Annotated in this window: 23 protein-coding genes; 14 read left to right on the top strand and 9 right to left on the bottom strand. The window is 55.6% G+C overall.

Features of this window, described 5'->3' with window-relative positions:
• Positions 1–282: 282 nt before the first annotated feature.
• From AC2D8U_RS05270 to AC2D8U_RS05260, 3 genes are all read right to left on the bottom strand, one after another.
• On the bottom strand, positions 283–1,374 hold the full coding sequence (locus tag AC2D8U_RS05270) for a calcium:cation antiporter (protein WP_484618006.1): 1,092 nt from the start codon (positions 1,372–1,374) through the stop codon (positions 283–285).
• Positions 1,375–2,676: 1,302 nt separating this feature from the next.
• Entirely contained in the window at positions 2,677–3,021 is a 345-nt protein-coding gene (locus tag AC2D8U_RS05265; RefSeq protein WP_484618005.1) for a hypothetical protein, read from the bottom strand.
• A 316-nt stretch (positions 3,022–3,337) separates the two neighbouring features.
• Positions 3,338–3,529, bottom strand: a complete 192-nt coding sequence (locus AC2D8U_RS05260) for a hypothetical protein (RefSeq protein WP_484618004.1) — start codon at positions 3,527–3,529, stop codon at positions 3,338–3,340.
• 161 nt (positions 3,530–3,690) lie between these two features.
• On the opposite strand from AC2D8U_RS05260, the gene AC2D8U_RS05255 reads away from it, so the two are divergent.
• Both AC2D8U_RS05255 and AC2D8U_RS05250 read left to right on the top strand, forming a co-directional pair.
• The gene (locus AC2D8U_RS05255) at positions 3,691–4,929 is read left to right on the top strand and encodes an NnrS family protein (protein WP_484618003.1); all 1,239 of its coding nucleotides are present in this window, start codon (positions 3,691–3,693) and stop codon (positions 4,927–4,929) included.
• A 9-nt stretch (positions 4,930–4,938) separates the two neighbouring features.
• Positions 4,939–6,315: an ammonia-forming cytochrome c nitrite reductase subunit c552 gene (locus AC2D8U_RS05250; protein ID WP_484618002.1), complete on the top strand. Its 1,377-nt coding sequence runs from the start codon at positions 4,939–4,941 to the stop codon at positions 6,313–6,315.
• A 364-nt stretch (positions 6,316–6,679) separates the two neighbouring features.
• On the opposite strand, the gene purU is transcribed toward AC2D8U_RS05250, so the two are convergent.
• From purU to AC2D8U_RS05235, 3 genes are all read right to left on the bottom strand, one after another.
• Positions 6,680–7,543, bottom strand: coding sequence for a formyltetrahydrofolate deformylase (gene purU / locus AC2D8U_RS05245; RefSeq protein WP_484618001.1), 864 nt, complete (start codon positions 7,541–7,543; stop codon positions 6,680–6,682).
• Positions 7,544–7,679: 136 nt separating this feature from the next.
• Positions 7,680–8,705 (bottom strand): LacI family DNA-binding transcriptional regulator, encoded by a 1,026-nt coding sequence (locus AC2D8U_RS05240; RefSeq protein ID WP_484618000.1) that lies wholly within the window; start codon positions 8,703–8,705, stop codon positions 7,680–7,682.
• A gap of 161 nt (positions 8,706–8,866) precedes the next feature.
• The gene (locus tag AC2D8U_RS05235) at positions 8,867–9,295 is read right to left on the bottom strand and encodes a hypothetical protein (RefSeq protein WP_484617999.1); all 429 of its coding nucleotides are present in this window, start codon (positions 9,293–9,295) and stop codon (positions 8,867–8,869) included.
• A gap of 230 nt (positions 9,296–9,525) precedes the next feature.
• Between AC2D8U_RS05235 and ccoN the strand changes: the two genes are divergently transcribed.
• The 11 genes from ccoN to ttcA all read left to right on the top strand — a co-directional run bounded on the left by ccoN (position 9,526) and on the right by ttcA (position 19,600).
• Positions 9,526–10,956, top strand: a complete 1,431-nt coding sequence (gene ccoN / locus AC2D8U_RS05230; protein ID WP_484617998.1) for a cytochrome-c oxidase, cbb3-type subunit I — start codon at positions 9,526–9,528, stop codon at positions 10,954–10,956.
• Between the two features lie 13 nt (positions 10,957–10,969).
• Positions 10,970–11,584 (top strand): cytochrome-c oxidase, cbb3-type subunit II, encoded by a 615-nt coding sequence (gene ccoO, locus AC2D8U_RS05225; protein ID WP_484617997.1) that lies wholly within the window; start codon positions 10,970–10,972, stop codon positions 11,582–11,584.
• Between the two features lie 10 nt (positions 11,585–11,594).
• Positions 11,595–11,759 (top strand): cbb3-type cytochrome oxidase subunit 3, encoded by a 165-nt coding sequence (locus AC2D8U_RS05220; RefSeq protein ID WP_484617996.1) that lies wholly within the window; start codon positions 11,595–11,597, stop codon positions 11,757–11,759.
• Between the two features lie 6 nt (positions 11,760–11,765).
• Positions 11,766–12,719, top strand: a complete 954-nt coding sequence (gene ccoP / locus AC2D8U_RS05215) for a cytochrome-c oxidase, cbb3-type subunit III (protein WP_484617995.1) — start codon at positions 11,766–11,768, stop codon at positions 12,717–12,719.
• A 184-nt stretch (positions 12,720–12,903) separates the two neighbouring features.
• A complete protein-coding gene (locus tag AC2D8U_RS05210; protein ID WP_484617994.1) occupies positions 12,904–13,380 on the top strand; it encodes a FixH family protein in 477 nt (158 codons plus the stop codon).
• A gap of 6 nt (positions 13,381–13,386) precedes the next feature.
• Complete coding sequence (locus AC2D8U_RS05205; protein ID WP_484617993.1) at positions 13,387–15,765, top strand: heavy metal translocating P-type ATPase; 2,379 nt, start codon at positions 13,387–13,389, stop codon at positions 15,763–15,765.
• Entirely contained in the window at positions 15,762–15,935 is a 174-nt protein-coding gene (gene ccoS / locus AC2D8U_RS05200; protein WP_484617992.1) for a cbb3-type cytochrome oxidase assembly protein CcoS, read from the top strand. Before AC2D8U_RS05205 ends, ccoS begins: the two co-directional genes overlap by 4 nt.
• Positions 15,932–16,621 (top strand): sulfite exporter TauE/SafE family protein, encoded by a 690-nt coding sequence (locus AC2D8U_RS05195; RefSeq protein ID WP_484617991.1) that lies wholly within the window; start codon positions 15,932–15,934, stop codon positions 16,619–16,621. Before ccoS ends, AC2D8U_RS05195 begins: the two co-directional genes overlap by 4 nt.
• 88 nt (positions 16,622–16,709) lie before the next feature.
• Positions 16,710–17,429, top strand: coding sequence for an FNR family transcription factor (locus AC2D8U_RS05190; protein ID WP_484617990.1), 720 nt, complete (start codon positions 16,710–16,712; stop codon positions 17,427–17,429).
• Positions 17,430–17,543: 114 nt separating this feature from the next.
• Positions 17,544–18,473: a universal stress protein UspE gene (gene uspE, locus AC2D8U_RS05185; protein WP_484617989.1), complete on the top strand. Its 930-nt coding sequence runs from the start codon at positions 17,544–17,546 to the stop codon at positions 18,471–18,473.
• A gap of 176 nt (positions 18,474–18,649) precedes the next feature.
• Positions 18,650–19,600, top strand: coding sequence for a tRNA 2-thiocytidine(32) synthetase TtcA (gene ttcA / locus AC2D8U_RS05180; RefSeq protein ID WP_484617988.1), 951 nt, complete (start codon positions 18,650–18,652; stop codon positions 19,598–19,600).
• Between the two features lie 66 nt (positions 19,601–19,666).
• Here ttcA and AC2D8U_RS05175 read toward each other — a convergent pair whose 3' ends face one another.
• Genes AC2D8U_RS05175 through AC2D8U_RS05165 form a run of 3 tightly spaced genes read right to left on the bottom strand, consistent with a single transcriptional unit; the run spans position 19,667 to position 21,903 of the window.
• Complete coding sequence (locus AC2D8U_RS05175) at positions 19,667–20,317, bottom strand: DUF2987 domain-containing protein (protein WP_484617987.1); 651 nt, start codon at positions 20,315–20,317, stop codon at positions 19,667–19,669.
• Positions 20,318–20,355: 38 nt separating this feature from the next.
• Complete coding sequence (locus tag AC2D8U_RS05170; RefSeq protein WP_484617986.1) at positions 20,356–21,144, bottom strand: glucosaminidase domain-containing protein; 789 nt, start codon at positions 21,142–21,144, stop codon at positions 20,356–20,358.
• 6 nt (positions 21,145–21,150) lie between these two features.
• Positions 21,151–21,903, bottom strand: a complete 753-nt coding sequence (locus AC2D8U_RS05165; RefSeq protein WP_484617985.1) for a DUF2189 domain-containing protein — start codon at positions 21,901–21,903, stop codon at positions 21,151–21,153.
• Between the two features lie 333 nt (positions 21,904–22,236).
• Between AC2D8U_RS05165 and potA the strand changes: the two genes are divergently transcribed.
• Positions 22,237–23,361, top strand: a complete 1,125-nt coding sequence (gene potA, locus AC2D8U_RS05160) for a spermidine/putrescine ABC transporter ATP-binding protein PotA (RefSeq protein ID WP_484617984.1) — start codon at positions 22,237–22,239, stop codon at positions 23,359–23,361.
• Positions 23,362–23,363: the final 2 nt, after the last annotated feature.

Genomic DNA, 23,363 nt, shown 5'->3' with positions numbered 1-23,363 from the left:
TCTCGTGAGCTTGAACGAATGGCGTTATCGCAGCAAAGGGCAAGGCTAAGACGCACACAAGTGTAACACCTTGTGTTCTCAGCCTATCGGTTCACGTTAACGGGTTCTGCTTACCGGGTCCAGTTGCCACCGGAGGCTCAGTTCAGTGGGTGAAACAGCAGGAGGATCTGTGCGAAAGGAGAGGGCACAGTTGCAAGGTAATGAGCCGGGACAGGGCAGCGGCATTTGCCCAAAGACAGCGCCGGTTTTGCCTTGCCTACGACAAAACCAGCGCAGAGACCCTCAGTCAAACATCAGGATGATGTAGGCAACGAACAGGATCAGGTGCGTTACGCCATTAAGGGTGTTGGTCTTGCCGCTGCTGAAGCTGACGCAGGTCATCATCAAGGTGGCGCAAAGCAGCACCATTTCAGCCGGCTCCAGTCCGAGTCTGATGGGCTCCTTCATGACCGAGGAGATCAGCAGCACCGCAGGCACCGTCAGCGCGATGGTTGCCAGCACCGAGCCAAAAAACAGGTTCATGGCGCGCTGCAACTGGTTTGACAGCACCGCCTTAACGGCACCGACGGCCTCCGGAGCCAGGACGATCAGGGCAACCAATAAGCCGCCCAAAGCGGCCGGGGCGCCAAGACGGCTGATGCTGTCGTTCATTGGGATGGCCAGGCTCTTTGCCAGGACGATGACCACAAGCAGGTAACACACCAGCATGATCCCGTGGTAGGTGTTGCTCTCCAGCGGGCCATGGTGGCTCTTCTCATCCTTATGATCGGCGTCGATAAAAAAGTGGGTATGGCTTTTGGTCTGCACAAACAGAAACACAGCATAAAGCGCCATGGAGGAGAGCACCAGCATCCAGGTCAGACTGGCGGACATACTGCCAAAGCTATTCTTACTGACAAAATTGGGAAGAATAAGGCAGAGGAACGCCAACGGAATAATGGCAACCAGATAGGATTTTAAGCCATCCAGGTTGTATGCCTGAGTGCGATAACGCAGGCCGCCAATCAACAATGAAATGCCGATCAGGCCATTGAGCAACGCCATTACCACGGCAAACATGGTGTCTCTGGCCATCACAGGGTTTGATCCGCCGGTGAGCATCACTGACGAGATCATGATCACCTCAAGCAGCACCACAGCCAGCGTCAGTATCAGGGTGCCATAGGGGTCGCCCAGTTTGATGGCTAAAGCATCGGAATGGCGAACAACCGCAAAAATTGCGTCCATAACGACGTAGAGCAGGAGGCCGGTAGTGATCACATAGGGCACCAAGGGCACTCTATTGGTCAGCAGGACATTGCCGTACAAGCTGAAAAACAGGGCAACACAGATCCCCAAAAAGAACGTGTGTTCCTTGCGTAATGTTTTGAACATGTCGAACCTTTCTAAAAACGTCTAATGGCAACCGCGGCTGTCTGCGGCGTCACAAGCCCAGCATGGCGTTGCCGCTCGGTATCGCCCTAAGCAGGCAATAGGGGATGTCACCTCAGAAAGCACCGATGGTTGTTTCAGGGTCCGAAGGTGTAAGCGCAGAGGGCGATCCGCTCCCGTTCTGATGGTGGCGGCAAGGGTAAGGTCGAAAGGGCGGCTCTACGACGGTTTAGAGAAATTCATTCTTGGCAGAACGGTCCGATCTCGCAGGCTTCCGCAGTAGCAAGGACGAACGTGGTAGTGGGATATGGACAGATTGACCGCAATGAAAGCGCATCGTGAAAGGGTGGCTTCAGGCCACGGGGGCAGGGGGCTTGAAAGGAATCCCCCGCGTAACCATTAGAAGTGAACGAAGCGGTTCTCATGATATTCTTGATTGTTTGGCTGAAAAGTGGACTTTTCAATGACAGATATTACTGGAGATATACTGGAGGAAACCCTGGCACGTATTGCTATGATTCCAAACAGTTCCGAGCATTTCTAGAAAAAGCAAACCCCGACTTATAGGAAAGTCGGGGTTGAGCGCCAGATCAGCCCGGGCAGGCAGCCTTTTCGTACCCAGCACAAATCAGCCAGCACAAGAGCATCAGTACAGATCATCTTCCATGCACTGCCTAAACGGCTTTCCCTGATAGTCCGGCATCGACTCATTTGAATAGAGCCAATCGCACAACACCACAGTGTTCCGTCACCGACATCGTCCAGCATTGTGTCTATCCGCGACTAAAACCTGGCACGGAGCGCCGATCAGTGGTGCTTGGGCAAAACCGGCGAATAAATTCTTACTAAAAGCATCACTCAAGGCCGTAGTTGAAGCCGTCGGACCTTAATCCTTGATCTAGGGTCGGTGTATCCGGCAACCGGTAACGAACAGCGCGATGACTTATTTAATAAAGCGTACCGGGTTGTGCGTTTAGCATTGATCATTAGTATCGGTCATCAGTCGCAGGCGCCAAGCGACGAACCGGTCCGCTGGGCTAAAGTCGAGCCTATCGGGCATCGGCTCGGCGCCTGGATTGGGCGGTGACTCTTTAGCCTCTAAGCCCCCCTTGTCACACTGCACACCTAACTGCGCACAATGTATATTATGTTAAATGGGCGCAATGTGCGCACGACCCTTCACAGGCCTTTGATTGGCGAAAGTCCTTTAGCTGACTCTCTGCGGATGTTCGGCCGTGAGGCTGCTTTTCGATATCCGTGCGATTGAAGCTGTCGCCCGTGTCGCACTCACTGTTTGTTTTTGCCTCAAGGTTTCTTACAGGACAACATGTATGTCGCCAAAGCACCAAACGAGCCGTCTTCCCGGGTTTGATTGGCCACCTCAACATCCACCACTTTGCAGCCCTGTTCCTCCAGCGACACGATGCAAGGTGCGCATTTGTCAGGGCCACCTGAAGCGTATGATCGACACGATTCGGTACTGACGCCTGTCGCGATGGATTGACTGAGTACCACATGAAAGTCGGCCGTTGCACAGGTGACCAGTGATTCAGGGCTCTGATTAACGGGCTCAAACCCATCGGCGCTCACGCCTGTAGAGCTAGCTAACAGAAAGAAGAACATTGGAGCTAAAGAAGAGCGTGTTTTCATCGTCATTTCCTCGGGAACTGCACGGGCAGACACTTAAGGCTAGATCATCGAATCACCTTTTCCACGGTAATCGGACTTAGGTAAGCGATAATCTGGTCTGCCCCGCATCACGCTACGCAAATAACCAAGACCACTAAGTAAAAATCCAATTAAATCAGGGTCTTTACATATGACAACTTTGACAGTCCTGAATCTGTTTTATCCACTCAAGTGCCCTATTCCATGACAGTTACACACCTCTATGGCTTTGCCGTTATGGGATGTCCATCCCCCTCGACGGGTAGGCATTTCGCCATCGCTCCCTGGGTTTGTCCGTTCACTCATAGGTGTGAGCACCAAGGTCATCCCGCTGCGCCTGGATAAGATTGGCGGGTACCTGATCACTGGTATAGCCATTAAAGAAACACCAACGGGAGAATCGTGCATGCCATGGGCAGCCCGACCGGCAGTGACTCGGTCGCCAACTTACGCCAGACCGATCAGGCTGCGCTCTACACTCATGGATCATGCCCCTGTATCGCTGCTTTTCACGCCGACCGTACTCGCATGAGCAACTAGCGCGATAGACAGTCTAGTCTTGGCCTTACCTCCTGCACTATGCTGGGCTAAAGCCGATGTGCAGCCCACATCTCGTAACCCCGTGTTATCGCCTTCGCCACCGGAGCCTGAATGCTTAACATCGATGAACCGAGCCAACCGAACCGCCGCTGGGCCTTGTGGGATCTCGCCTTTCGCCCCTTCTTTCTGTTCGGTGCCCTGTTTTCCAGCCTCGCCCTGCTGTTGTGGGTCATGCATTGGTATGCCGGAACCGGCGGGCTGGATCCGTTTCCCCAGGCGTTTTACACCGAGATCTCGCCGCTTTGGTGGCATCCTCACGAGATGCTGTTCGGTTACGCCATGGCGATCGTCGTGGGGTTTTTGCTGACCGCCGCCAAAACCTGGACCCAGCAGCCCACCTACACAGGGAACGGGTTGCTTGGGCTGTTTCTGCTTTGGTTGGCGACCCGGGTTGCCCTGTTGTTTGGTGCCCCCCTGTGGCTTGCGGCGCTGACCGAAACCCTGTTCCTGCTGTTGGCCGCCGGTCGCTTGTGGCGCATGGTGTGGCGGGTCCAGCAGCAGCGCAATATGGTGTTTCCCCTGCTACTGGTACTGGCGTCCCTGATCAACCTGCTCAGCTATTACGCCCTGACCGTGCCGGACTTCACCCTGCTGTTCTCACTCTGGCAGGGGATGATCTGGTGGATGGTGTTGATGATCACCTTGATCGGCGGCCGGGTGATCCCCTTCTTTACCGCGGTGCGATTGAAGATCCCAAAGCCCGAACCCATCCCCTGGCAGGAGTGGGCGGTGTGGCTCACCACCGGGGCTTTGGCGCTGCTCGCCCTGCCGCCATTCACTTTGGGTTACGCGCTGGAGCAGCCGTTACGCCCAGTGCTGTATCCCATTTTGCTGGCGATCACCGCGCTGCTGCATCTGAGCCGCCTGGCCCGCTGGAATGGCGGCAAGACCCTGAAAGAGCCGCTGCTTTGGTCTTTGCATCTGAGTTACCTGAGCATTCCCGCCGCCTTGCTGGCCATGGCCTGGTGGCATGACGATCCCTTTGCCCAGCGCCAGCTGTTGCACCTGCTGGCCGTCGGGGCGATCGGCGGCATGACCCTGGCGATGATCGCCCGGGTTTCCCTGGGCCATACCGGTCACGATCTCTACGCCGGCCCCAATATGGCCCTGCCCTTTGCGCTGATCGCCGCCGCTGCCCTGCTCCGCGGGCTGTTTCCCATCCTGTGGCCAGGGCACGTGGCGCTTTGGCACTGGTCGGCGATGATCGGCTGGTTTGGTGCCTTTGGCTGGTTTGCCCTGCGCTATGCGCCGTATTTGCTCCGGCCCCGTCCCGATGGGCGACCGGGTTAGGAGATCAGGATGGGTATTCACACTCGGTTCGCTCTTTCATCCCTCTTTGCCGCTGTGGTCTTGCTGGCAGGATGCACACCGCCGACGGCGTTTGAGGACAACGCCCGTCAGGGCGAAGCGCATCCGACTCAGTACCGGCAGTGGCAGGCCACTGCCGAACACAGCGAGCGCGACGACCTGCTGGCCCAACGACCGTCACTCGTGATCCTTTGGGCCGGTACCGCCTACGCCAAAGAGTTCCACAGCCCCAGGGGACACCAGTTTGCCCTGTCGGATGTCAGCCAAACCCTGCGCACGGCGACGCCGAGCCAAGACGGCGGACAGGCGCCCTCAGCCAGCTGCTGGACCTGCAAAGGCCCCTCTGCCGCCAAACTCACCCGAGTCCTGGGCCAGGCCGCGTTCTCCGAACAGGAGTTTCATCAACTCGGGCCGCAAATGCATCAGGTGATCGGCTGCAGCGATTGCCATGAGCCAGGCAGCAACGCATTGCGCCTGGCCCGGCCCCAGGCCGAAACCGCCATGAGTTATCTGGGCGAGCCCTTCCACAAGCAAAACACCGCGTGGCAAGGGGCACAAACCTGTGGCCAGTGTCATGTCACCTACTACTTCCAACCGGAGAGCCACAACAAGGTGGTGTTTCCCTGGATGTTTGGCGCCAGCGCCGAGGAGATCGAGAAGTACTACGATGAACGCCGATTTATCGAGTGGATCCACCCCATCTCCCGCGCCCCCATGCTCAAGGCCCGCCACCCGGAATACGAAACCTGGCGCTCCACAGGCCACGCCAAGGCCAACGTCACCTGCATCACCTGCCATATGCCGCTGCAGGAGGATGAGTCGGGTCAGCGGCACCATCAGCACAAGATCGTAAGCCATGAGTCCGAGCTCAAGTCGGTGTGCCGTCAGTGCCACAGCGAGAAGCAGGATGTCTGGGGCCAGATCAGCCAGGCCAGGGCGCAGATGGCGGCGATCCGCACCCAAGTAGAAAGTACTCTGGTTGAAGTGCACTACTGGGCGGGCGCCGCCTGGGACGCCGGCGCGACACCGGTGCAGATGGCCGAACCCCTGCTGGCCATTCGTCATAGCCAATGGCGCTGGGACTATGCCGTGGCCTCACACGGCCTGTGGGCCCACAACCCGAAAGAGGGCCTGAGGTTGCTGAGCTCGGCGCTGGAGCGGGCCGAGTTTGCCAGAGAACGGCTCGACGCCCTGCTGGGTGCGCTGCAGGTGACTGACGTGGCGATCCCGGATCTTTCCAGCAAAGCCAGGGCACAGGCGGCGATCGCTCTGCCCATCGAGCAACTGAGCGATGACAAGCGCGCCTACATTGAGTCGGTGATCTTACCATTGTGGCCGCCAGCGCACGCGACCCGTCAGCGGCCTTGAGGTCAATGAATCGGATTAATATCGGGAAGACCAGTCTTGACGCGATCTTAACCTGACGGTGGCGCTTAAGATCCTTTTGGAGGTAGGCCGGGTCAAGGATCCCGCCAAGCGTTTGAGCCTCAGCCAATTGGCCTAACTGGCCCACCTGATGGTCGAATCTCGGTGCTCATACAGGAGCAACCTTACTCCTGTATGAGCAATCATCGCCGGAGAGAGGCCCCCGGCACTTTGAGCGTTCTTCGTGATCGGACTGGCCATCACCTCTTGACGGGTCCCCGCCCCTGACTGGCGCCCCTCGACGTCATATCAGGCGGCGATCTGCTCGGATCCTCAGGGTGAATACTGGGAAAGAGAAACCGGATGGTTACAGGATCACCGTGCGGCCTTCGTTAAGCACCACTCGCTGCTCGGCTACCAGACGCACTGCATCCGCCAGCGTGATCGCCTCGATATCATGGCCAATATGGACATAACGACTGACGGTGGCTCTATGATCCACCGGCTTCACTTCCTGGCAAATAATCGGGCCCTCATCGAGATCCGCGGTGACAAAGTGCGCCGTGGCCCCAATCACCTTGACGCCTCGCTTGTGGGCCTGATGGTAAGGCTTGGCTCCCTTGAAACTGGGCAGGAAGCTATGATGGATATTGATCGCCCTGCCCTCAAGCTTCTCACACAAGCCATCGGAGAGGATCTGCATATAGCGAGCGAGGATGAGGAAATCTGCCTGCTCTTCTCTCATCAGCTCCAGGATCTGCTCCTCCTGCTGAGGCTTGGTCTCCTTGCTGATCGGCAGGTGGTGGTATGGGATCCCATACCACTCTACCAAGGGACGCAGATCGTCGTGGTTGGAGAGTACACCAACGATCTCAACGGGGAGCGCGCCGGATTTCCATTTAGTCAGCAGAACATTGAGGCAGTGATCATCACGGGAGACCGCCAGCATCAACTTGGGCTTTTGCGCCACGGGCCGAAGCTGGTATTCCATCTCGAGCTCCTGCGCCAGTTCGGCGAAATCTTTGAGAAATTGCTCGAACGTGCACTCCATATTGCGATCATCAAATTCGGTTCGGGAGAAAAACGCTTCGGTATCCGGATCACTGTAGTGGGAGACTTCGGTGATAAAGGCGCCGTGCTGGTACAGACAGCCCGAATAGCGGGCCATCACGCCGAGTCGATCGGGACATTTAAGGGTGAGCACAAATTGAGTGGGATTGTTTTTCTGCATCGCCTACACCATCGCTACAACTGTTACACAAGGACAACAGCAAGGATGCCCCAAGCGCTTAAGCACAACAAGGGTCCTGACGTCAGGACGGTGTCTTCATTTGCGTCCGCTATGATCCCATCGCCCTAGCCGGGCTCTACCGGTGAACCGCATCGCTGGAATCGCGAAAAACCAGCTCAAAGTCGAGAGTGTGCTTCAATTGATCACTGTCCTGTGGTGAGGACCCACGTTTATCACACAGGATATCGACCGCCTTACGGGCCATATCCTGAATTGGTTGTCGCACCGTTGTGAGCTGCGGCCAAATGGTCGTGGCGATCTCGATGTCATCAAAGCCGACCACAGACAGATCTTCGGGGATCTTCAAACCCAATTTCATGGTTTCTGCGACTACGGCAGCGGCCATGTCATCATTGCTGGCAAAGATCGCCGTGGGTCTTGGTTGGAGCGACAGTAACTTTTGAGCACACAACATGCCGGACTGATAACTGAAGAAGCCCTGTTCTACATATTCAGCCCTGAGCGGAAGGTTTTTCGCCTTTAAGGCGTCCTGGTAGCCCTGATAACGACGGGTGGACGAGCCTTGGTTGGTATGGCCAATGATAAAGGCGATCGCTTGATGGCCCTGATCCAACAGGTGCGTCGTCATGCTGTAGGCCGCTTGGTAATCATCGATGCAGACCGACGGGATCCCTTCGAGTTCACGTTCGGGGGCGATACGGACAAAGGGAAGATCTCGTTCCTTTAACTGAGCGAGCAGAACCGGGTTATCCGACAGGGGCGGCAGCAAGATAAAGCTGTCCACCTGGGTCGCTCGAAGCATTTCATCTAACTGTGCTTTAAGGTCCTCATTACCCTCATCACACTGCTCTACGATCAGATGGTAGCCTCGTTCTTTGCACTGTCTCAGTGCCCCCAGCAGAAAACGACTGACGTACCCTTCTGATGGGTTATCGTATAAAAGACCAATCATAAAAGAGCGAGAGCTGGCCAGTCGTCGAGCGGCAATGTTCGGCTGATAGTTCAGTTCATCGACGGCCTTAAGTACTTTTGCTCGTGTTCGCGGTGCAACGGCACTGGCACCATTGAGCACTCGGGACACGGTCATAGTCGAAACACCGGCACGTGCCGCCACGTCATTAATCTTCGTTTGTCTTGCCATTGAAAATAAGACACCTATCTGTCGTTAATCAATCCGAACAATGTACCAAAATGGTTCGAAAACAACTAAAAATTTCAAATAAATTGAAGACGTTGGCGATACCCCTCACAGTTACGCCACCGTTTCATTGGCAACAGATGGCGTGGTCATATGCCGCTTGCTTAAGGCCGGTTATCCGCGAGCCAGTCAAAGGTACGGACCTGTTCAACCCCTTGAGCATCTTCAACGGTCACAAACAATCGCCAAACCATATAGCCGGAGCTGCAACTACCGTAGATCGTCGTGGCCTTGCCCTCCTCGTCAAACTGAACCGGGATCACGCCCATAAACATGTCTCGGCCTTCAATTCGAGCACGTTTCACACTCCAATTTGAGGGCAGATCCAAGGCCAGGGTGATGGGATGTTCGCTGGGAGCATGGGCAGGAGATAGCGACAGCTCAAGGGAGGCCGATCGGCAGACACCTTCTGAAAAACGGCACAGCTCGGCCACTTCATTAACATTCGATGCAGAGCTGGCCCAACTGTCACACCCAGTAAGGCTTACCAACATCGACAGGGCAGCAAATACCGCAAAATTGCCTTTCAGCATGAATGAATTTCCTTTTCCTTTGAATCGATTACACCCAGCACACAGGCTTTTAACAAACCTTGATCCGGATCAAGGTTCAATATTGCCTTTCTGTTGGGTTTTTTGATGGTACTCAAGTATCATGGCCGTGCCTTGATGTTAATCACACTTTGGCAAAGGCGTTAAGCGAGCAGATCCAAAGCTCCCCTCGCCCAAAAATAGAAAAGCAGTTAATGCAGTGGAAGCATGATATGAACCAGACCTCACAAGGGCATCCCGATTACAACTATACCGTTGTTCGCCAGTTTGCCATTATGACCGTCGTTTGGGGCATTGTTGGCATGGCTGTGGGGGTGTTGATCGCCGCCCAGCTTATTTGGCCCGCCCTAAATTTTGACACTCCTTGGCTGACCTATAGCCGTCTTCGTCCCCTTCACACCAACGCCGTGATCTTCGCCTTTGGTACCAGCGCCCTGTTTGCCACCTCTTACTATGTGGTTCAGCGTACCTGCCAAACCCGGCTGTTCTCGGATAAGTTGGCTTCGTTCACCTTCTGGGGCTGGCAAGCCATCATCGTTGCCGCCGCCATTACCCTACCCCTAGGGCTCTCTACCAGTAAAGAATACGCCGAACTGGAGTGGCCGATTAAAATCGCCATTACTCTGGTCTGGGTGTGTTATGCCCTGGTGTTTTTTGGCACCCTGATCAAGCGTAAAGTCAGCCACATCTATGTGGCGAACTGGTTCTTCGGAGCCTTCATCATTACCGTGGCGGTATTGCATATCGTCAACTCCATGTCCGTACCCGTGAGCATGTGGAAGTCGTACTCCATCTATGCCGGGGCCGTCGATGCCATGGTGCAATGGTGGTACGGCCATAACGCCGTAGGCTTCCTGCTTACCGCAGGCTTCCTTGGCATGATGTATTACTTCGTCCCAAAACAGGCAGGTCGCCCTGTCTATTCCTATCGCCTCTCCATCGTCCATTTCTGGGCATTGGTTTCCCTCTATATCTGGGCCGGTCCGCACCACCTGCACTACACTGCCCTGCCCGACTGGACACAGTCTTTAGGGATGGTGATGTCTCTGGTGCTGTTTGCACCGTCTTGGGGCGGCATGATCAACGGGATCATGACCCTGTCCGGTGCCTGGCATAAGTTGCGTACCGATCCCATTCTGCGTTTCCTGATCGTCTCCCTCTCCTTCTACGGTATGTCCACCTTCGAAGGGCCTATGATGTCGATCAAGACGGTCAACGCCTTGTCCCACTACACAGACTGGACCGTTGGCCACGTGCACTCGGGAGCACTGGGTTGGGTTGCCATGGTCTCCATCGGTGCGCTCTATCACTTGATCCCGCTGCTGTTTGGTCAGACCCGCATGTTCTCGGTCAAGCTGATCAATGTGCATTTCTGGTTGGCCACCATAGGCACCGTGCTCTACATCGTCGCCATGTGGATCTCAGGTGTGATGCAGGGCCTGATGTGGCGTGCCGTCAACGCCGATGGCACCCTGACCTACAGCTTCGTTGAAGCCCTGTCGGCATCCTACCCCTTCTACTTCGTACGCTTTATCGGCGGATGTTTCTTCCTCGGTGGCATGCTGCTGATGGCTTACAACGTCTATCGCACCGTGACTGCGCCGAAAGGCTCCCTGGCGGTTCAGCCCGCTGCGGCGGCTTAAGGAGGAGATCAGGATGAAATTCAAACACGAAATCGTAGAAAAGAACGTTGGCCTGCTGGCGATCCTCATTGTTATTGCCATCAGCTTCGGCGGTGTAGCCGAGATCGTTCCGCTGATCTTCCAGGATGAAACCACTCAGCCGGTGGATGGGCTCACTCCCTACACCGCACTGCAGATGGAAGGACGTGACGTTTATATCCGAGAAGGGTGCGCCAACTGTCACAGTCAGATGATCCGCCCGTTCCGCGCCGAGACCGAGCGATATGGTCACTACTCCGTTGCCGGTGAGCACGTCTGGGAGCACCCCTTCCTCTGGGGCTCTAAGCGGACCGGGCCAGATCTGGCACGGGTCGGTGGGCGTTACTCCGACGAGTGGCACCGGGTACACCTGATTGATCCCCGCGCCGTGGTGCCGGAGTCCAACATGCCCGGTTTTCCCTGGCTGGCAAAAAATGAGCTGACCGGCAAACACACCCTTAAGAAATTAAAGGTGTTCCGTGACCAGTTTGGTGTGCCGTACAGCAGTGACGACCAGGTGTTGATCAAGGACGTCGAGAGCATCAAGGGTAAGACAGAGATGGATGCCCTTATTGCTTATCTTCAGGTGCTGGGCACCGCCCTCAAATAAGGACAAGGATATGGATTACGGTACCTTTCACGGCATTTATACCTCGGTCCTGATGATCTGCATGATCGGGATCATTGCCTGGGCGTACTCAAAGAGACGAACCCAATCCTTTGATGAGGCAGCCAACCTGGTCTTCGCCGACGAAGAGCAGAGCCAAGGCACCGTAAAGGAGTAAACACGGATGAGTAATTTTCTAAGTATTGTCGTCATCTTCTGTGTGGTCGCGGTGTTGGTGGGCTCCTGGGCCTGCCTCATCTGGTGCCAGAAGGATAAGATGGGCAAAGAAGAGGGTGAGTCCATGGGGCACACCTTCGATGGGATTGAAGAGATCAATAACCCTCTGCCGAAGTGGTGGAGCTACATGTTCGTGATCACCATTCTCTTCGCTGTAGGCTATCTGGTGCTCTATCCTGGCATGGGTAATTTCCAGGGGATCCTCAACTGGAGCTCAGCCAACAAGCAGGTATTGAACCTGGAACAGTCCCGTGAGCAGGCAGAGCTGGCCCGCGCCGGCAAATCCGTGGTGCAGTACGATCGGGAAGTGGCCCATGCCGATGCTCGCTTTGGACCCATCTTCGAAGCCTATGCCGCTCGTACCATCGAAGATCTGGCCAGCGACGAAGATGCCCGCAAGATCGGACAGCGCCTGTTCCTGCAAAACTGTGCCCAGTGCCATGGCTCCGACGCACGCGGTAGCACAGGTTTTCCCAACCTGGCCGATGGATCCTGGCTCTATGGCGGTGAACCGGCGACCATCAAGCTGTCGATCCTAAACGGTCGAAATGGCTTTATGCCACCCAAAGGCGGGCTACCCATCGACGATGCCGAGATCCCGGATCTGACAGAGTATGTGATCAGCCTGTCTGGACGTGAGCACGACGTCGAGGCTGCAACCCGTGGCCAGGCCAGCTTTATGAAGGGATGCTTCGCCTGTCATGGCATGGCCGGTGAAGGTAACCCCATGCTGGGGGCTCCCAACCTGACGGATGACAATTGGCTTTACGGTGGCAGCCGTGGTGCCGTCAAGGACTCCATCAAGAACGGCCGTGCCGGCCAGATGCCTGCATGGAAAGAGGTATTGGGTGAGGATAAGGTTCACCTGATCAGCTCCTACGTTTACAGTCTCAACCTGTAAACGAGACAAACAAAACCCCGCCGAATTTGGCGGGGTTTTTTTATGGATCTCATTACCCTTACGGCCTCGACTGGATCTTGTACAAGCCTTGAGCAAAAAGACGCCGAGGCACGCGTTTTTCCTCGATCGGCTTCCCATGGCCAGTTAGGATGAGATCCTGCTCACAATGGAAGGTATAAGAATAATGTTGCAACAACCTTGGTATAAGCAGTTCTGGCCTTGGTTCCTGATCGTCTTGCCACTGTGCGCCGTCCTTGCCTCGGTGTATACCTTTTACGTGGCCGCCTCCTCCCCCTTTGCCATGGTGTCCGAGGACTATTATAAAAAAGGCAAAGGGATCAATCAGGATCTCTCCCGGATCCGCGCCGCTCAAAACCTGGGGATCAGCTTCTCCCTCGATGTGATCGACAAGGAGATCCTTATCACCCAACATGGTGGAGCGCCGATCCAGGGCGCCATCGAGCTGGAGTTCCATCACGCCACCCTGGCAGACCGTGACTTCGTTACCATGCTCACCCGGGATGGCAATGGGGTCTACCGATTGCGCCAAGAGACACCCCTAGATGGTACCTGGCTGGTGCAGATCGATGCCTTCGACCAAAGCTGGCGCCTGCAAACACGGCTCACCCTTCCTTCCGACACCACCAGCTGGTTGAAGTAAGCCGCCATGAGCGAACGCCTTTGCTACCACTGCGCCGAGCCGGTTGCGACCAGTGCGGCCTATGTCAGTGTGATCGATTCCGTCGAACAGATCATGTGCTGTCCAGGCTGTGCCGCCGTCGCCGACGCCATTGTTGCCGCTGGTCTGTCCGACTACTACCAGTACCGGACACAGACAGGTAAACAGCAGGATCTGCCTCCCCAGTTGGCCTCCCTGGTCGCCTACGATCTGGATGAAGTCCAACAGGAGTTCGTGGCCCAAAGTGGTGACTTGAAAGAGGTGCTGCTGTCGGTCGAAGGGATCAGTTGTGCCGCCTGTGCCTGGTTGATTGAGAAACACCTGGCCGGTCTCAAGGGCATTGCCCGGATCAACGTCAATACCACCACTCAGCGCGCCGTATTGATCTGGGATGGTCGCCAACAAAAGCTCTCAGATATCCTCGCCAGCATGGCCGCCATCGGCTACAACGCCGCGCCTTTTCAGGTGGATGCCCAAGAGGAGAAAAACGCGCGGGATAGTCAGAACTTTCTGCTGCGGGTTGGCCTGGCCGGACTGGCCACCATGCAGGTGATGATGCTGGCCGTCGCCCTCTACACAGGCTATTGGTACGAACTGGAAGCCGAGTACCGTGACTACTTTCGCTGGATCAGCATGATTTTCGCGACCCCTGTGGTGCTCTATTCGGCTCAGCCCTTCTACTTCAGTGCCCTGCGTGCCCTGTTTGCCCTGAGGGTGAATATGGATGTGCCGGTTTCCATCGCCATACTGCTGGCTTATATAGCCAGTTGTGTGGCGACGGTACAGGGCACAGGCACCGTCTATTTCGAATCCATCTCCATGTTCACCTTCTTCCTTCTGGTGGGCCGCCTGTTTGAACAGCGGGCTCGGCGTAAGGCCTCCGAAAGCGCCAGTAACCTGCAAAAGCTGGTTCCGGCCACTGCACTGTTACTGGAAGAGGGGCAGGAACGTCAGGTCGCGGCCCGCAGCTTAAAGCCCGGACAGCACTGTCGGGTCCTCCCCGGCGATCGTGTGCCCGTGGATGGCCTGCTGCTCAAGGGCAGCAGTCAATTCAACGAGGCCATGTTGACCGGAGAACAAGAACCGGTATTCAAGGACGCCGGAGACGAGCTGTTTGCCGGAACCATTAACCTGGATCAACCAATTGAGCTTGAGGTGCTGCGTACCGGCGCCGAGCAACGGCTCAATACCCTGATCAGGCTTCAGGAGGAGGCTGTGGCAAACAAACCCGCCATTGCCCAATTTGCCGACCGTGTTGCCAGCTATTTTGTACCAGCCATCCTGTTGATCGCAGCCGCGACCTACCTGGCCTGGACGCAGATCCAGCCAGAAGATGCGTTTTGGATCACCCTGTCGGTGCTTGTCGCCACCTGCCCCTGCGCCCTGGCCCTGGCAACCCCCGCGGCCCTGACCTGTGGCACCAACCGGATGATGCAGCAAGGGTTGCTGGTGAAAAGTGCTCGGGTGCTGGAAGCGCTTCCCAAGATCACCACTTTGCTGTTTGACAAAACCGGGACCCTGACCGAGGGGCGTTTTAGCCTGGAGTCCACCCAGGTGATGGCCGCACATTGGAGCGAGGCCCGGGCCCTGGCGACAGCAGCGGCCCTGGAGTCTCACTCATCCCATCCCTATGCCCGTGCCTTTCGGCCATTTCGTGATCGTCAAGTCCGGGTGGTCAAGGCGCACTATCACACGGGCCAGGGCATGGCGGGTGAGATCGAGGGGGAAACCTACCGTATCGGTAAACCCGAGTTTGTCGGTGTCCCCCAGTTACCCGCCGACCATCTCTACCTGGCCAACGGCACCCAGGTGATCGCCGCATTCCGCCTGCGGGATAGAGTCCGCCAGGATGCCCACTCCACCATAGCCAAACTCAGGCTAACCGGACTGAGATGTGAAATGCTCTCCGGCGATCCCAATCCTCAGGCACTGGCACTGGCCGAGAGTCTGCAGATGGACCGGGCCCATCATGATCACTCCCCGGAGCAGAAACTGGCCTACCAGGCCCAGTGCCAATCCCGTGGGGAAAAGGTGGCGATGTTCGGTGATGGGATCAATGACGGGCCGGTTTTAGCCGGCGCGGATGTTTCCGTAGCCATGGGCAGTGGGACGGATCTGGCCAAGTGTCATGCGGATCTGGTCTTGCTTGGCGATACCTTATCGCCAATTCTGGCCGGAATTGATACTGCGGTGCGCACCAATCGTATCATCCGCCAAAACCTGGCGATCTCCTTATGCTACAACCTGGCCATCCTGCCACTGGCTGTGACCGGGCACGTCCCCACCTACTTGGCGGCCGCCGGCATGTCGCTGAGCTCTCTGGTGGTGGTCGCCAACAGCCTACGACTATTGAGGTCCTCTGCATGAGCATTATCTACGTGCTGATCCCCATTGCCATCCTGTTTGTCTGCCTTGCCGTTGGCCTTTTCTTCTGGTCGGTTAAAAGCCGGCAATACGAGGACCTCGACCGTGAGGGCTATAATATCCTGTTCGACCACCAGACTCCGGATCACAAGGATAATGGGCAGCGAAAATGACGGAGTATGATTTTTACGCTGCCACGCTGGTGGGCCTGCTTGGCGGGGCCCACTGCCTGGGAATGTGCGGAGGCGTTGTCGGAGCCTTCAGTCGGGCACTACCGAGCCACGGCCAGATCAGCCTGAAACAGCGCCTGACGTTTGTTCTGGCCTATAATGGCGGCCGGATCAGCAGCTATGTGCTGGCCGGGATCGCCGTCGGTGCGACGACCGGTGCGATGGTCACACTCTTTCAACTCGATCCCCTGGTGGCGGGCCTGCAGATCCTCGCTGGCGGGATGTTGATCCTGATGGGGTTATATATCAGCCAGATCTGGCCTGCGCTCGCCCGGGTTGAGCAACTGGGGCGGCCTCTGTGGCGGCGACTCGCGCCGCTGGCCCAGGGCCTAATGCCGCTGCACACGCCCGGCAAGGCCTACCTGGCCGGGATCCTTTGGGGCTGGATCCCCTGTGGCCTGGTCTACTCTACCCTGACCTGGGCCTTGGCGGCGGCCGATCCCGTTCAAGGCGGTCTAATCATGGTGGGCTTTGGCCTGGGCACCCTTCCTGCCCTGCTGGTGATGGGGGCCGCAGCTGACCTGCTGGCCCGTTTGCTCAATAGTAAAAAATTCCGCTTAATGAGTGGTTTAGTGTTAATTGCTTATGGCACTCAAATGTCATATATTGCGCTAAATCAATTTTTGTAAAGACGGGACCGGGACGGTCCGCCATACACTGGTTTTATCCACCGGAGCGAACCAGTCACATTGACCAAGGATTACTGGGGAAATTGTTATGACTCAAGGCTGCGCCATCCACTGTCAGAATTGCAGTATGTCGGAGCTGTGCATCCCTTTTTCACTCAATAACAATGAGTTGGATAAGCTCGATGCCATCATAGAGCGTAAGAGGCCAATCCATAAGGGCGATCTCCTGTTCCAGTCGGGTCAACCGCTCAAGGCGCTATTTGCCATTCGCTCGGGCTCCATCAAATCTTATACCATCACCGAATCCGGCGAGGAGCAGATCACGGCATTTCATCTGGCCGGCGATGTCGTCGGGTTCGATGGCCTCCATGGCCACAAACATCAGAGTTTTGCTCAAGCCCTGGAAACCTCCATGGTCTGTGAGATCCCGTTTGATATGTTGGATAAGCTGTCCGCCTCCATGCCGGCACTGCGCCACCAAATCTTCCGGCTGATGAGCAACGAGATCATGACCGATCAGGAGATGATCCTGCTTCTGTCCAAGAAGACCGCTGAACAACGACTCGCCGCATTCCTCAGCAACCTGGCCATCCGCTTTGGTAATCGTGGCTTCTCCTCGAAAGAGTACCGCCTCACCATGACGCGAGGTGATATCGGTAACTACCTGGGTTTGACGGTGGAAACCATTAGCCGCCTGCTGGGTAGATTTCAGAAATCAGAGATGATAGATGTCAAAGGAAAATATATCACTATCAAAGATATAGACTCCTTAGTTGAACTCGCAGGCGTCGCCCGTATCGGACGCTGATCCCAAAAACGCCCGGCTTGCCCGGGCGCTTTTGCCTTTGCTGATCTGAAACAAGGAAATTTGGTGAAACCCTGCCACGATTAGAGTGGCAGACATGCCGATTAGGAGAAGAGTATGAGTGACTATAAGAGCATCCTCGTGGCGATCGATCCCAACCACGATGCACAACCGGCCATCGAGCGCGCCGCCCACCTGGCGAAGAAGTGCCACGGCGGCCTGACCATGACGCTCAGTATCTTCGATTTTTCTTACGAAATGACTTCCATGCTCTCCGCCGAAGACCGGGAAAGCCTACGCAACAGCCTGGTAAAACAGAGACAGGAGTGGCTCGAGCAACTGGCAGCCCCCATCCGCCAACAAGGCCTGACGGTGGACTGCAGCGTAAGCTGGCATAACCGCCCGTTTGAAAGCATTATCGAACAAGCCTTGAAGGTCGAAGCCGATCTCATCGTCAAAAGCACTCATCTACACGATAAGCTCAAGTCCGTGATCTTCACCCCGACGGATTGGCACCTGTTGCGTAAGTCCCCCATTCCGGTATTGCTGGTTAAAGAACACGACTGGCCACAGGATGGCACCATCCTGGTTGCCGTGAATGTTGCGGCCGAAGATGAAGCCCACCTTCAACTCAACCGGAAGATCATCGAGAAAGCCAAAGCTCTGGCAACTCTGATAGACGCCAAAGTCCACCTGGTCAATGGCTATCCTGGCACCCCGGTGAACATCGCCATCGAACTCCCCGATTTTGATGCCCACGCCTATAACCGCTCCCTGAAAGAACACCATGAAAAACGCTTGGTGGAACTGGCTGCTGAGTTCAATTTGCCAACGTCGCAATGTCATGTGCTCGAAGGTTTACCGGAAGATGTGATCCCGGAGCTGGCTAAAGAACTGGATGCTGAACTGGTGGTGATTGGCACTATCGGCCGTACCGGTCTGTCGGCGGCCTTGATCGGCAACACCGCCGAACACATCATCGATCAACTCCAATGCGATCTGCTGGCAGACAAACCGGACGAGTTCGAATCCCCCATCAAGGTATAGCCGTCCCTATCGACTGCTCAGGCCCGCCAAGTGCGGGCCTATTTCGTCGTCACCTCCTCAGCAATCCAAACCACCTGCGACGACACATAACCCGCATTTTTGGACCCTGGCCTTTACCCTAAGATAGCTTACTGGAATAATGCCGCCCCTGATCCAAATCTGTCGTTGAGGACCCCTTGGTGGAAGAGCTGAGCCAAAAGCAAAAAACACGCCTGAACAAACTGCAAAAACGCCTGCGCCGCGAAATGGGCAGTGCCATCGAAGACTATAAAATGATCGAAGATGGTGACGTAGTCATGGTGTGCCTGTCCGGCGGTAAAGACAGTTACACCATGCTGGATATCCTGATGAACCTGCAGCATCGTGCTCCGGTAGACTTCAAGCTGGTCGCGGTGAACCTGGATCAAAAACAACCAGGATTCCCCGAGGATATCCTCCCCGAGTACCTCAAGTCTCTCGGTGTGACCTACCATATTTTGGAGAAGGACACCTACTCCGTGGTCAAAGAGAAGATCCCGGAGGGCAAAACCACCTGCTCCCTATGCTCTCGCCTGCGCCGTGGCACCCTGTATGGTTTTGCCCAAAAGATTGGCGCCACCAAGATCGCTCTGGGCCACCATAGAGACGATATCATCGAAACGATGTTTTTGAACATGTTCTACGGTGGCAAGATGAAGGCGATGCCACCCAAGCTGCTCTCCGATGATGGCGCCAACCTGGTGATCCGCCCAATGGCTTACTCTCGGGAAAAGGACATCGCCGAGTACGCCGAGTTGAAAGCCTTTCCCATTATTCCCTGTAACCTGTGCGGCTCTCAGGAAAACCTTAAGCGTAAAGCGGTTAAGCAGATGCTGGTCGATTGGGATAAGCAACACCCAGGCCGGATCGAAACCATCTTTACCGCCATGCAGAACGTGGCGCCATCCCAGATGGTTGACCGGGAGCAATTCGACTTTGTCAGCCTTAAGCGCGACCCCAATGCCAAATTCGAAGGCTCGGTAGCTGAAGCGGACCTACCAGCGTTCGACTTCCTCGATGCCGGCAACTCCGGTCACCTGGACCTAGACAAAAAACTGGATAAAAAACCCGATAACGCCCTGGACGTTGTCAACATCTTCGAGCCCTAAAAACCAATTTGGGGTCAGAGTAAAAACTCCTAGAGAGTTTTTACTCTGACCCCAAACTCGGGGGCTCTAGCGTGCGATGTAGGGGCCAATCCAACGTGGGGGCCGATCGAACTCCAAGCTTTCCAGCTCATTGAGCACACCGTCATCCAGGGTAAGACGCAATTGTTGATCCGGTGAGAGGCTAATACCGGAGACCTTGGTGGCTTCATCCAGCTGGATCACGACGCCTGTGACATCGGGCTGAAGAAAACGGAAGGGGAAGCCGGCAAATCGCTTGATGACCCCATCGAACTGTTCAACCAGTTCGCTCAGTGTCTCTGGACTTAATTGGTGCTGCAGGGGATCAGAAAACCGTAACTGCATGGCAAAGTCACACTGACGTTCATCAACCACCCTCAGCTCTACCACGGCCTTATCACTCTTGAGAGCGGCGTCAAACGGCAACAGCAGTTCCTGCCTGGCATTCACTCCTACGGGCAACACCTGGTCCTTATGACGCAATGAAGCTTGCTCTATGACACAGGGCTCCGCTCGAGTTCGGTGATTAAGATAGAAGGCGATAGAAACCAGAGGAAAGTCGCTCTTGTTGACCACTTTCATGCGGTCATAGAAACCCGCGTAATCCAACATCAAGGCTTGCGCCGGCAAGGCCAGAAACAGTCCGGTAAGAAAGGCGACGACCAGAGGGCCCGGTCGCCGAAGAAGTCCTTTTCGCATGGTGATCCTTATCTGAGTATTTTCGCTATACGACTTGGTCAAAGGTAAGCTTGATTGTTATCCAGCATCATAAGCAGCTCGGCTACGTATTCCTCTTTGCGCTCTGAGTATCGGATCAGGCTTGGGATCAGATCTTCGGCAGTCACAGGCTGTTCTGCCTCCCTCAACCAACGCCGAACCGTTCGCAACTCCGCATAGGCCGCATTGGTGTTGAGATTCTTCAGGTAGGATGCCACAGAGCTGCGGGCGTTTTCGAACTTTGCAACCTCGTGGTTTAGGCCACTGCTTCGTGCATTGGGGATCAAGCCGCAGCCTTTGCTGAAACACCATTGACCGAAGTAATTGTTCCCCTCAATGGCAAATCTGGATACACCCCAACCGGACTCATTGGCAGCCTGAACAAGGACCATGGCTTCTGGGACCTCATCGATCCGCTCAAGCAGGTCGCTCAAGGTCTGGTTCGATACACTGCGAAGCTCCATCCGATACTCCTGGGCCAGGCTAGACAGATAATTGAGCTCGGTCTGGTCCAGGGGTTTCTCGAGATACAACAAGGTCAGCATCGCCTCGACCCACTCTCTCTGCTCTCGGATCTTATCGTTCTCCTCCTGCACCAGCGGACGCAAAAAATCAAAAAACGCTTGTTTCTTCTCCCCCACATCGAGGATCGCCGCAAAATCCGGTGCCTGGTGGATGAGTGGATTCTTCTGCAGCGGCAAGGGCTGAGCGTCGGGCTCGGGCGGCACCACTTGGGTCTGGATCAGGATCACCATGGTGGCAACCGTCGCTAAACCCAGAGTAAAACGTCCTACGCGTCCTGTCTTCATATCAGCTCAGGCCTCAAAACTGCCGGAACCGTTGCCCGGCTCTGTCTTGGCCGGCTCTGTCTTGGCCGGCTCATCTTTACTCCGAGTCGACTCGGTTATCGGACTCAGCTCCGGGAACAACACCCGAAACAGGACGCCCTTACCATAGAAGTAAAATGGCACGGTAAGCACCAGCCCAACAAACATCGCCATCGTGGAGATCAGCAGCAGAGTGCCCATGACGATATAGAAGGGAACGACCAGCAGCAGATTTTTATGCACCACCTTGGCGGAGGCTAGCATCGCCTTGATGGGGGATCCCCGATGAAACAGGTAATAGAGATTCGCCTGGCTGAGTACGGCCATCAGGTAAAGACCTGGCAAGACAAACATATAAGTCCCTAAGCTGGTCAGCACCTCGGTGAGCAAGGCGATCACGACCAGGGGAAACGCCAGAGACCAGGCGTTGAAAACCATGGCCATGGTGGCATGCTGTCCCGTCGCTCGGCGCCAGCCCAGATAAGCCAGCCCCGCTCCAAACGGAGCCCACACGGCGAGAGAGAGCATCTGTAGTGGCAAGGTCTGGTTCATCAAGTCGGCCAGTGCCTCTGCATCATCCATCTCCACAGGCATTGCCACACCCAGTAGATCCAGGCCAACAAAGACCAGAGTCATCATGATGACAAACACCAGTACGGCAGCGCCCAATACGGGCTGGAGTCCCTGTCGCGTCAGTTGCCAGGACTCTTTAAGAATGGATACCAGATCGGTGTTCTGCATGAACTTTGTACTACCTATCGAAAACTGTGCAAAGGCGCATTATAGCGTGACCGCAAGCAATGGAAAAACGCTGTGTCACAGCAAAGGGTTAGCAGTCGTAAACCGGTCAAAAAAGCCACCGTTTCGGTTCATCTATCGCTAAACTTGATTCACGAAAAGCCATCCGATTACCGGGGGCGCCAAAGACGTTAACCTTGAGCCAACTCAGAAGGACCTAAATCTCCTCGCCGACAGAAAGAAAACACTTTGTCCGGCAGCAGATTATCAGTACCATCCGCTTCCAATTTCAGTTGTTTTATATAGAGGCGGCCGCCAGGTCGCATGATAGGGCCAATGACAACAGATCCTAAGCCGGCGGTGATCCGCCTCGATGCCGTGGACAAGGCATTTGATAATAAGACCATTCTGTCTCAGTTCAATCTTACTATCTATGATGGTGAATTTGTGACTCTACTGGGCCCGTCAGGCTGCGGGAAAACCACTGTATTAAGGATCATTGCTGGCCTGGAGTCCCTGGATAACGGCAGCATCATACTGGGGCAGCAGGAGATCACTCGAGTCCCGGCAGAGCAGCGCAACATCAACACTGTGTTCCAAAGTTATGCCCTGTTCCCTCATATGACGGTGTACGACAACATCGCTTTCGGCTTGCGCACACAAAAGTTGCCAGAGTCCGAAATTGGAATAAGGATCAACGAGATCCTGGCTATGGTACAACTGGCCGGATATGAGCAGCGTAAACCTGCCGAGCTCTCTGGTGGCCAACAACAACGGGTGGCCATCGCCCGGGCCGTGGTGAACAAGCCCAAGGTTCTACTGCTGGATGAAAGCCTCAGTGCCCTGGATTACAAGCTGCGCAAGCAGATGCAGAACGAACTCAAACGGCTCCAGCGTCAGCTGGGGATCACCTTTATCTTCGTGACCCATGATCAGGAAGAGGCCCTCTCCATGTCCGATCGCATCGTGGTCATGAACGAAGGCAAGATCCAGCAGCAGGGGACGCCTCGGGAGATCTACGAAACCCCAGCTAACCTGTTTGTCGCCCGTTTCATCGGCGAGTCCAATATTTTCGAGGCCCGCATCGAGGCAAAAATCTCCGAACGTGCCTATCGAGCCCAGATCGAAGGAACCAGTTTCACCATCCATAGCGATTTAACCCTGATGGATGGAGATAGTGTTCATGTCCTGATGCGTCCGGAAGATCTGCGCCTGACCGAACTGGGCAACGGCAAAAATGGCGAACCGGAAGGACTCATTGGCACCGTACTGGAGCGTAACTACAAGGGGATGACCCTGGATTCCACCATCGAACTCGATAGTGGCAAACAGCTGCAGATCTCTGAGTTTTTCGATGAAGACGATCCCGATTTTGACCACAGCCTGGGCCAGCGTGTCGCCATCACCTGGGTCCCTAGCTGGGAAGTGGTTCTTCCCCACGAACCCACGTCCCATGAGTAACG

The sequence above is a fragment of the Ferrimonas sp. YIN67 genome (assembly GCF_057219095.1).
The sequence above is the reverse complement of the archived record's forward strand: the minus strand, read 5'-3'. Positions and strand labels throughout refer to the sequence as shown.

Coding starts and splice junctions, on each gene's coding strand:
- AC2D8U_RS05235 (WP_484617999.1), bottom strand. CDS start 9,295: ATGCTGAAAGGCAATTTTGCGGTATTTGCTGCCCTGTCGATGTTGGTA.
- purU (WP_484618001.1), bottom strand. CDS start 7,543: ATGCAGAAAAACAATCCCACTCAATTTGTGCTCACCCTTAAATGTCCC.
- potA (WP_484617984.1), top strand. CDS start 22,237: ATGACAACAGATCCTAAGCCGGCGGTGATCCGCCTCGATGCCGTGGAC.
- AC2D8U_RS05190 (WP_484617990.1), top strand. CDS start 16,710: ATGACTCAAGGCTGCGCCATCCACTGTCAGAATTGCAGTATGTCGGAG.
- AC2D8U_RS05255 (WP_484618003.1), top strand. CDS start 3,691: ATGCTTAACATCGATGAACCGAGCCAACCGAACCGCCGCTGGGCCTTG.
- ccoN (WP_484617998.1), top strand. CDS start 9,526: ATGAACCAGACCTCACAAGGGCATCCCGATTACAACTATACCGTTGTT.
- AC2D8U_RS05240 (WP_484618000.1), bottom strand. CDS start 8,705: ATGGCAAGACAAACGAAGATTAATGACGTGGCGGCACGTGCCGGTGTT.
- ccoP (WP_484617995.1), top strand. CDS start 11,766: ATGAGTAATTTTCTAAGTATTGTCGTCATCTTCTGTGTGGTCGCGGTG.
- AC2D8U_RS05265 (WP_484618005.1), bottom strand. CDS start 3,021: ATGAAAACACGCTCTTCTTTAGCTCCAATGTTCTTCTTTCTGTTAGCT.
- AC2D8U_RS05220 (WP_484617996.1), top strand. CDS start 11,595: ATGGATTACGGTACCTTTCACGGCATTTATACCTCGGTCCTGATGATC.
- AC2D8U_RS05165 (WP_484617985.1), bottom strand. CDS start 21,903: ATGCAGAACACCGATCTGGTATCCATTCTTAAAGAGTCCTGGCAACTG.
- AC2D8U_RS05260 (WP_484618004.1), bottom strand. CDS start 3,529: ATGATCCATGAGTGTAGAGCGCAGCCTGATCGGTCTGGCGTAAGTTGG.
- ccoS (WP_484617992.1), top strand. CDS start 15,762: ATGAGCATTATCTACGTGCTGATCCCCATTGCCATCCTGTTTGTCTGC.
- AC2D8U_RS05210 (WP_484617994.1), top strand. CDS start 12,904: ATGTTGCAACAACCTTGGTATAAGCAGTTCTGGCCTTGGTTCCTGATC.
- AC2D8U_RS05195 (WP_484617991.1), top strand. CDS start 15,932: ATGACGGAGTATGATTTTTACGCTGCCACGCTGGTGGGCCTGCTTGGC.
- uspE (WP_484617989.1), top strand. CDS start 17,544: ATGAGTGACTATAAGAGCATCCTCGTGGCGATCGATCCCAACCACGAT.
- AC2D8U_RS05175 (WP_484617987.1), bottom strand. CDS start 20,317: ATGCGAAAAGGACTTCTTCGGCGACCGGGCCCTCTGGTCGTCGCCTTT.
- AC2D8U_RS05170 (WP_484617986.1), bottom strand. CDS start 21,144: ATGAAGACAGGACGCGTAGGACGTTTTACTCTGGGTTTAGCGACGGTT.
- AC2D8U_RS05250 (WP_484618002.1), top strand. CDS start 4,939: ATGGGTATTCACACTCGGTTCGCTCTTTCATCCCTCTTTGCCGCTGTG.
- AC2D8U_RS05270 (WP_484618006.1), bottom strand. CDS start 1,374: ATGTTCAAAACATTACGCAAGGAACACACGTTCTTTTTGGGGATCTGT.
- ccoO (WP_484617997.1), top strand. CDS start 10,970: ATGAAATTCAAACACGAAATCGTAGAAAAGAACGTTGGCCTGCTGGCG.
- AC2D8U_RS05205 (WP_484617993.1), top strand. CDS start 13,387: ATGAGCGAACGCCTTTGCTACCACTGCGCCGAGCCGGTTGCGACCAGT.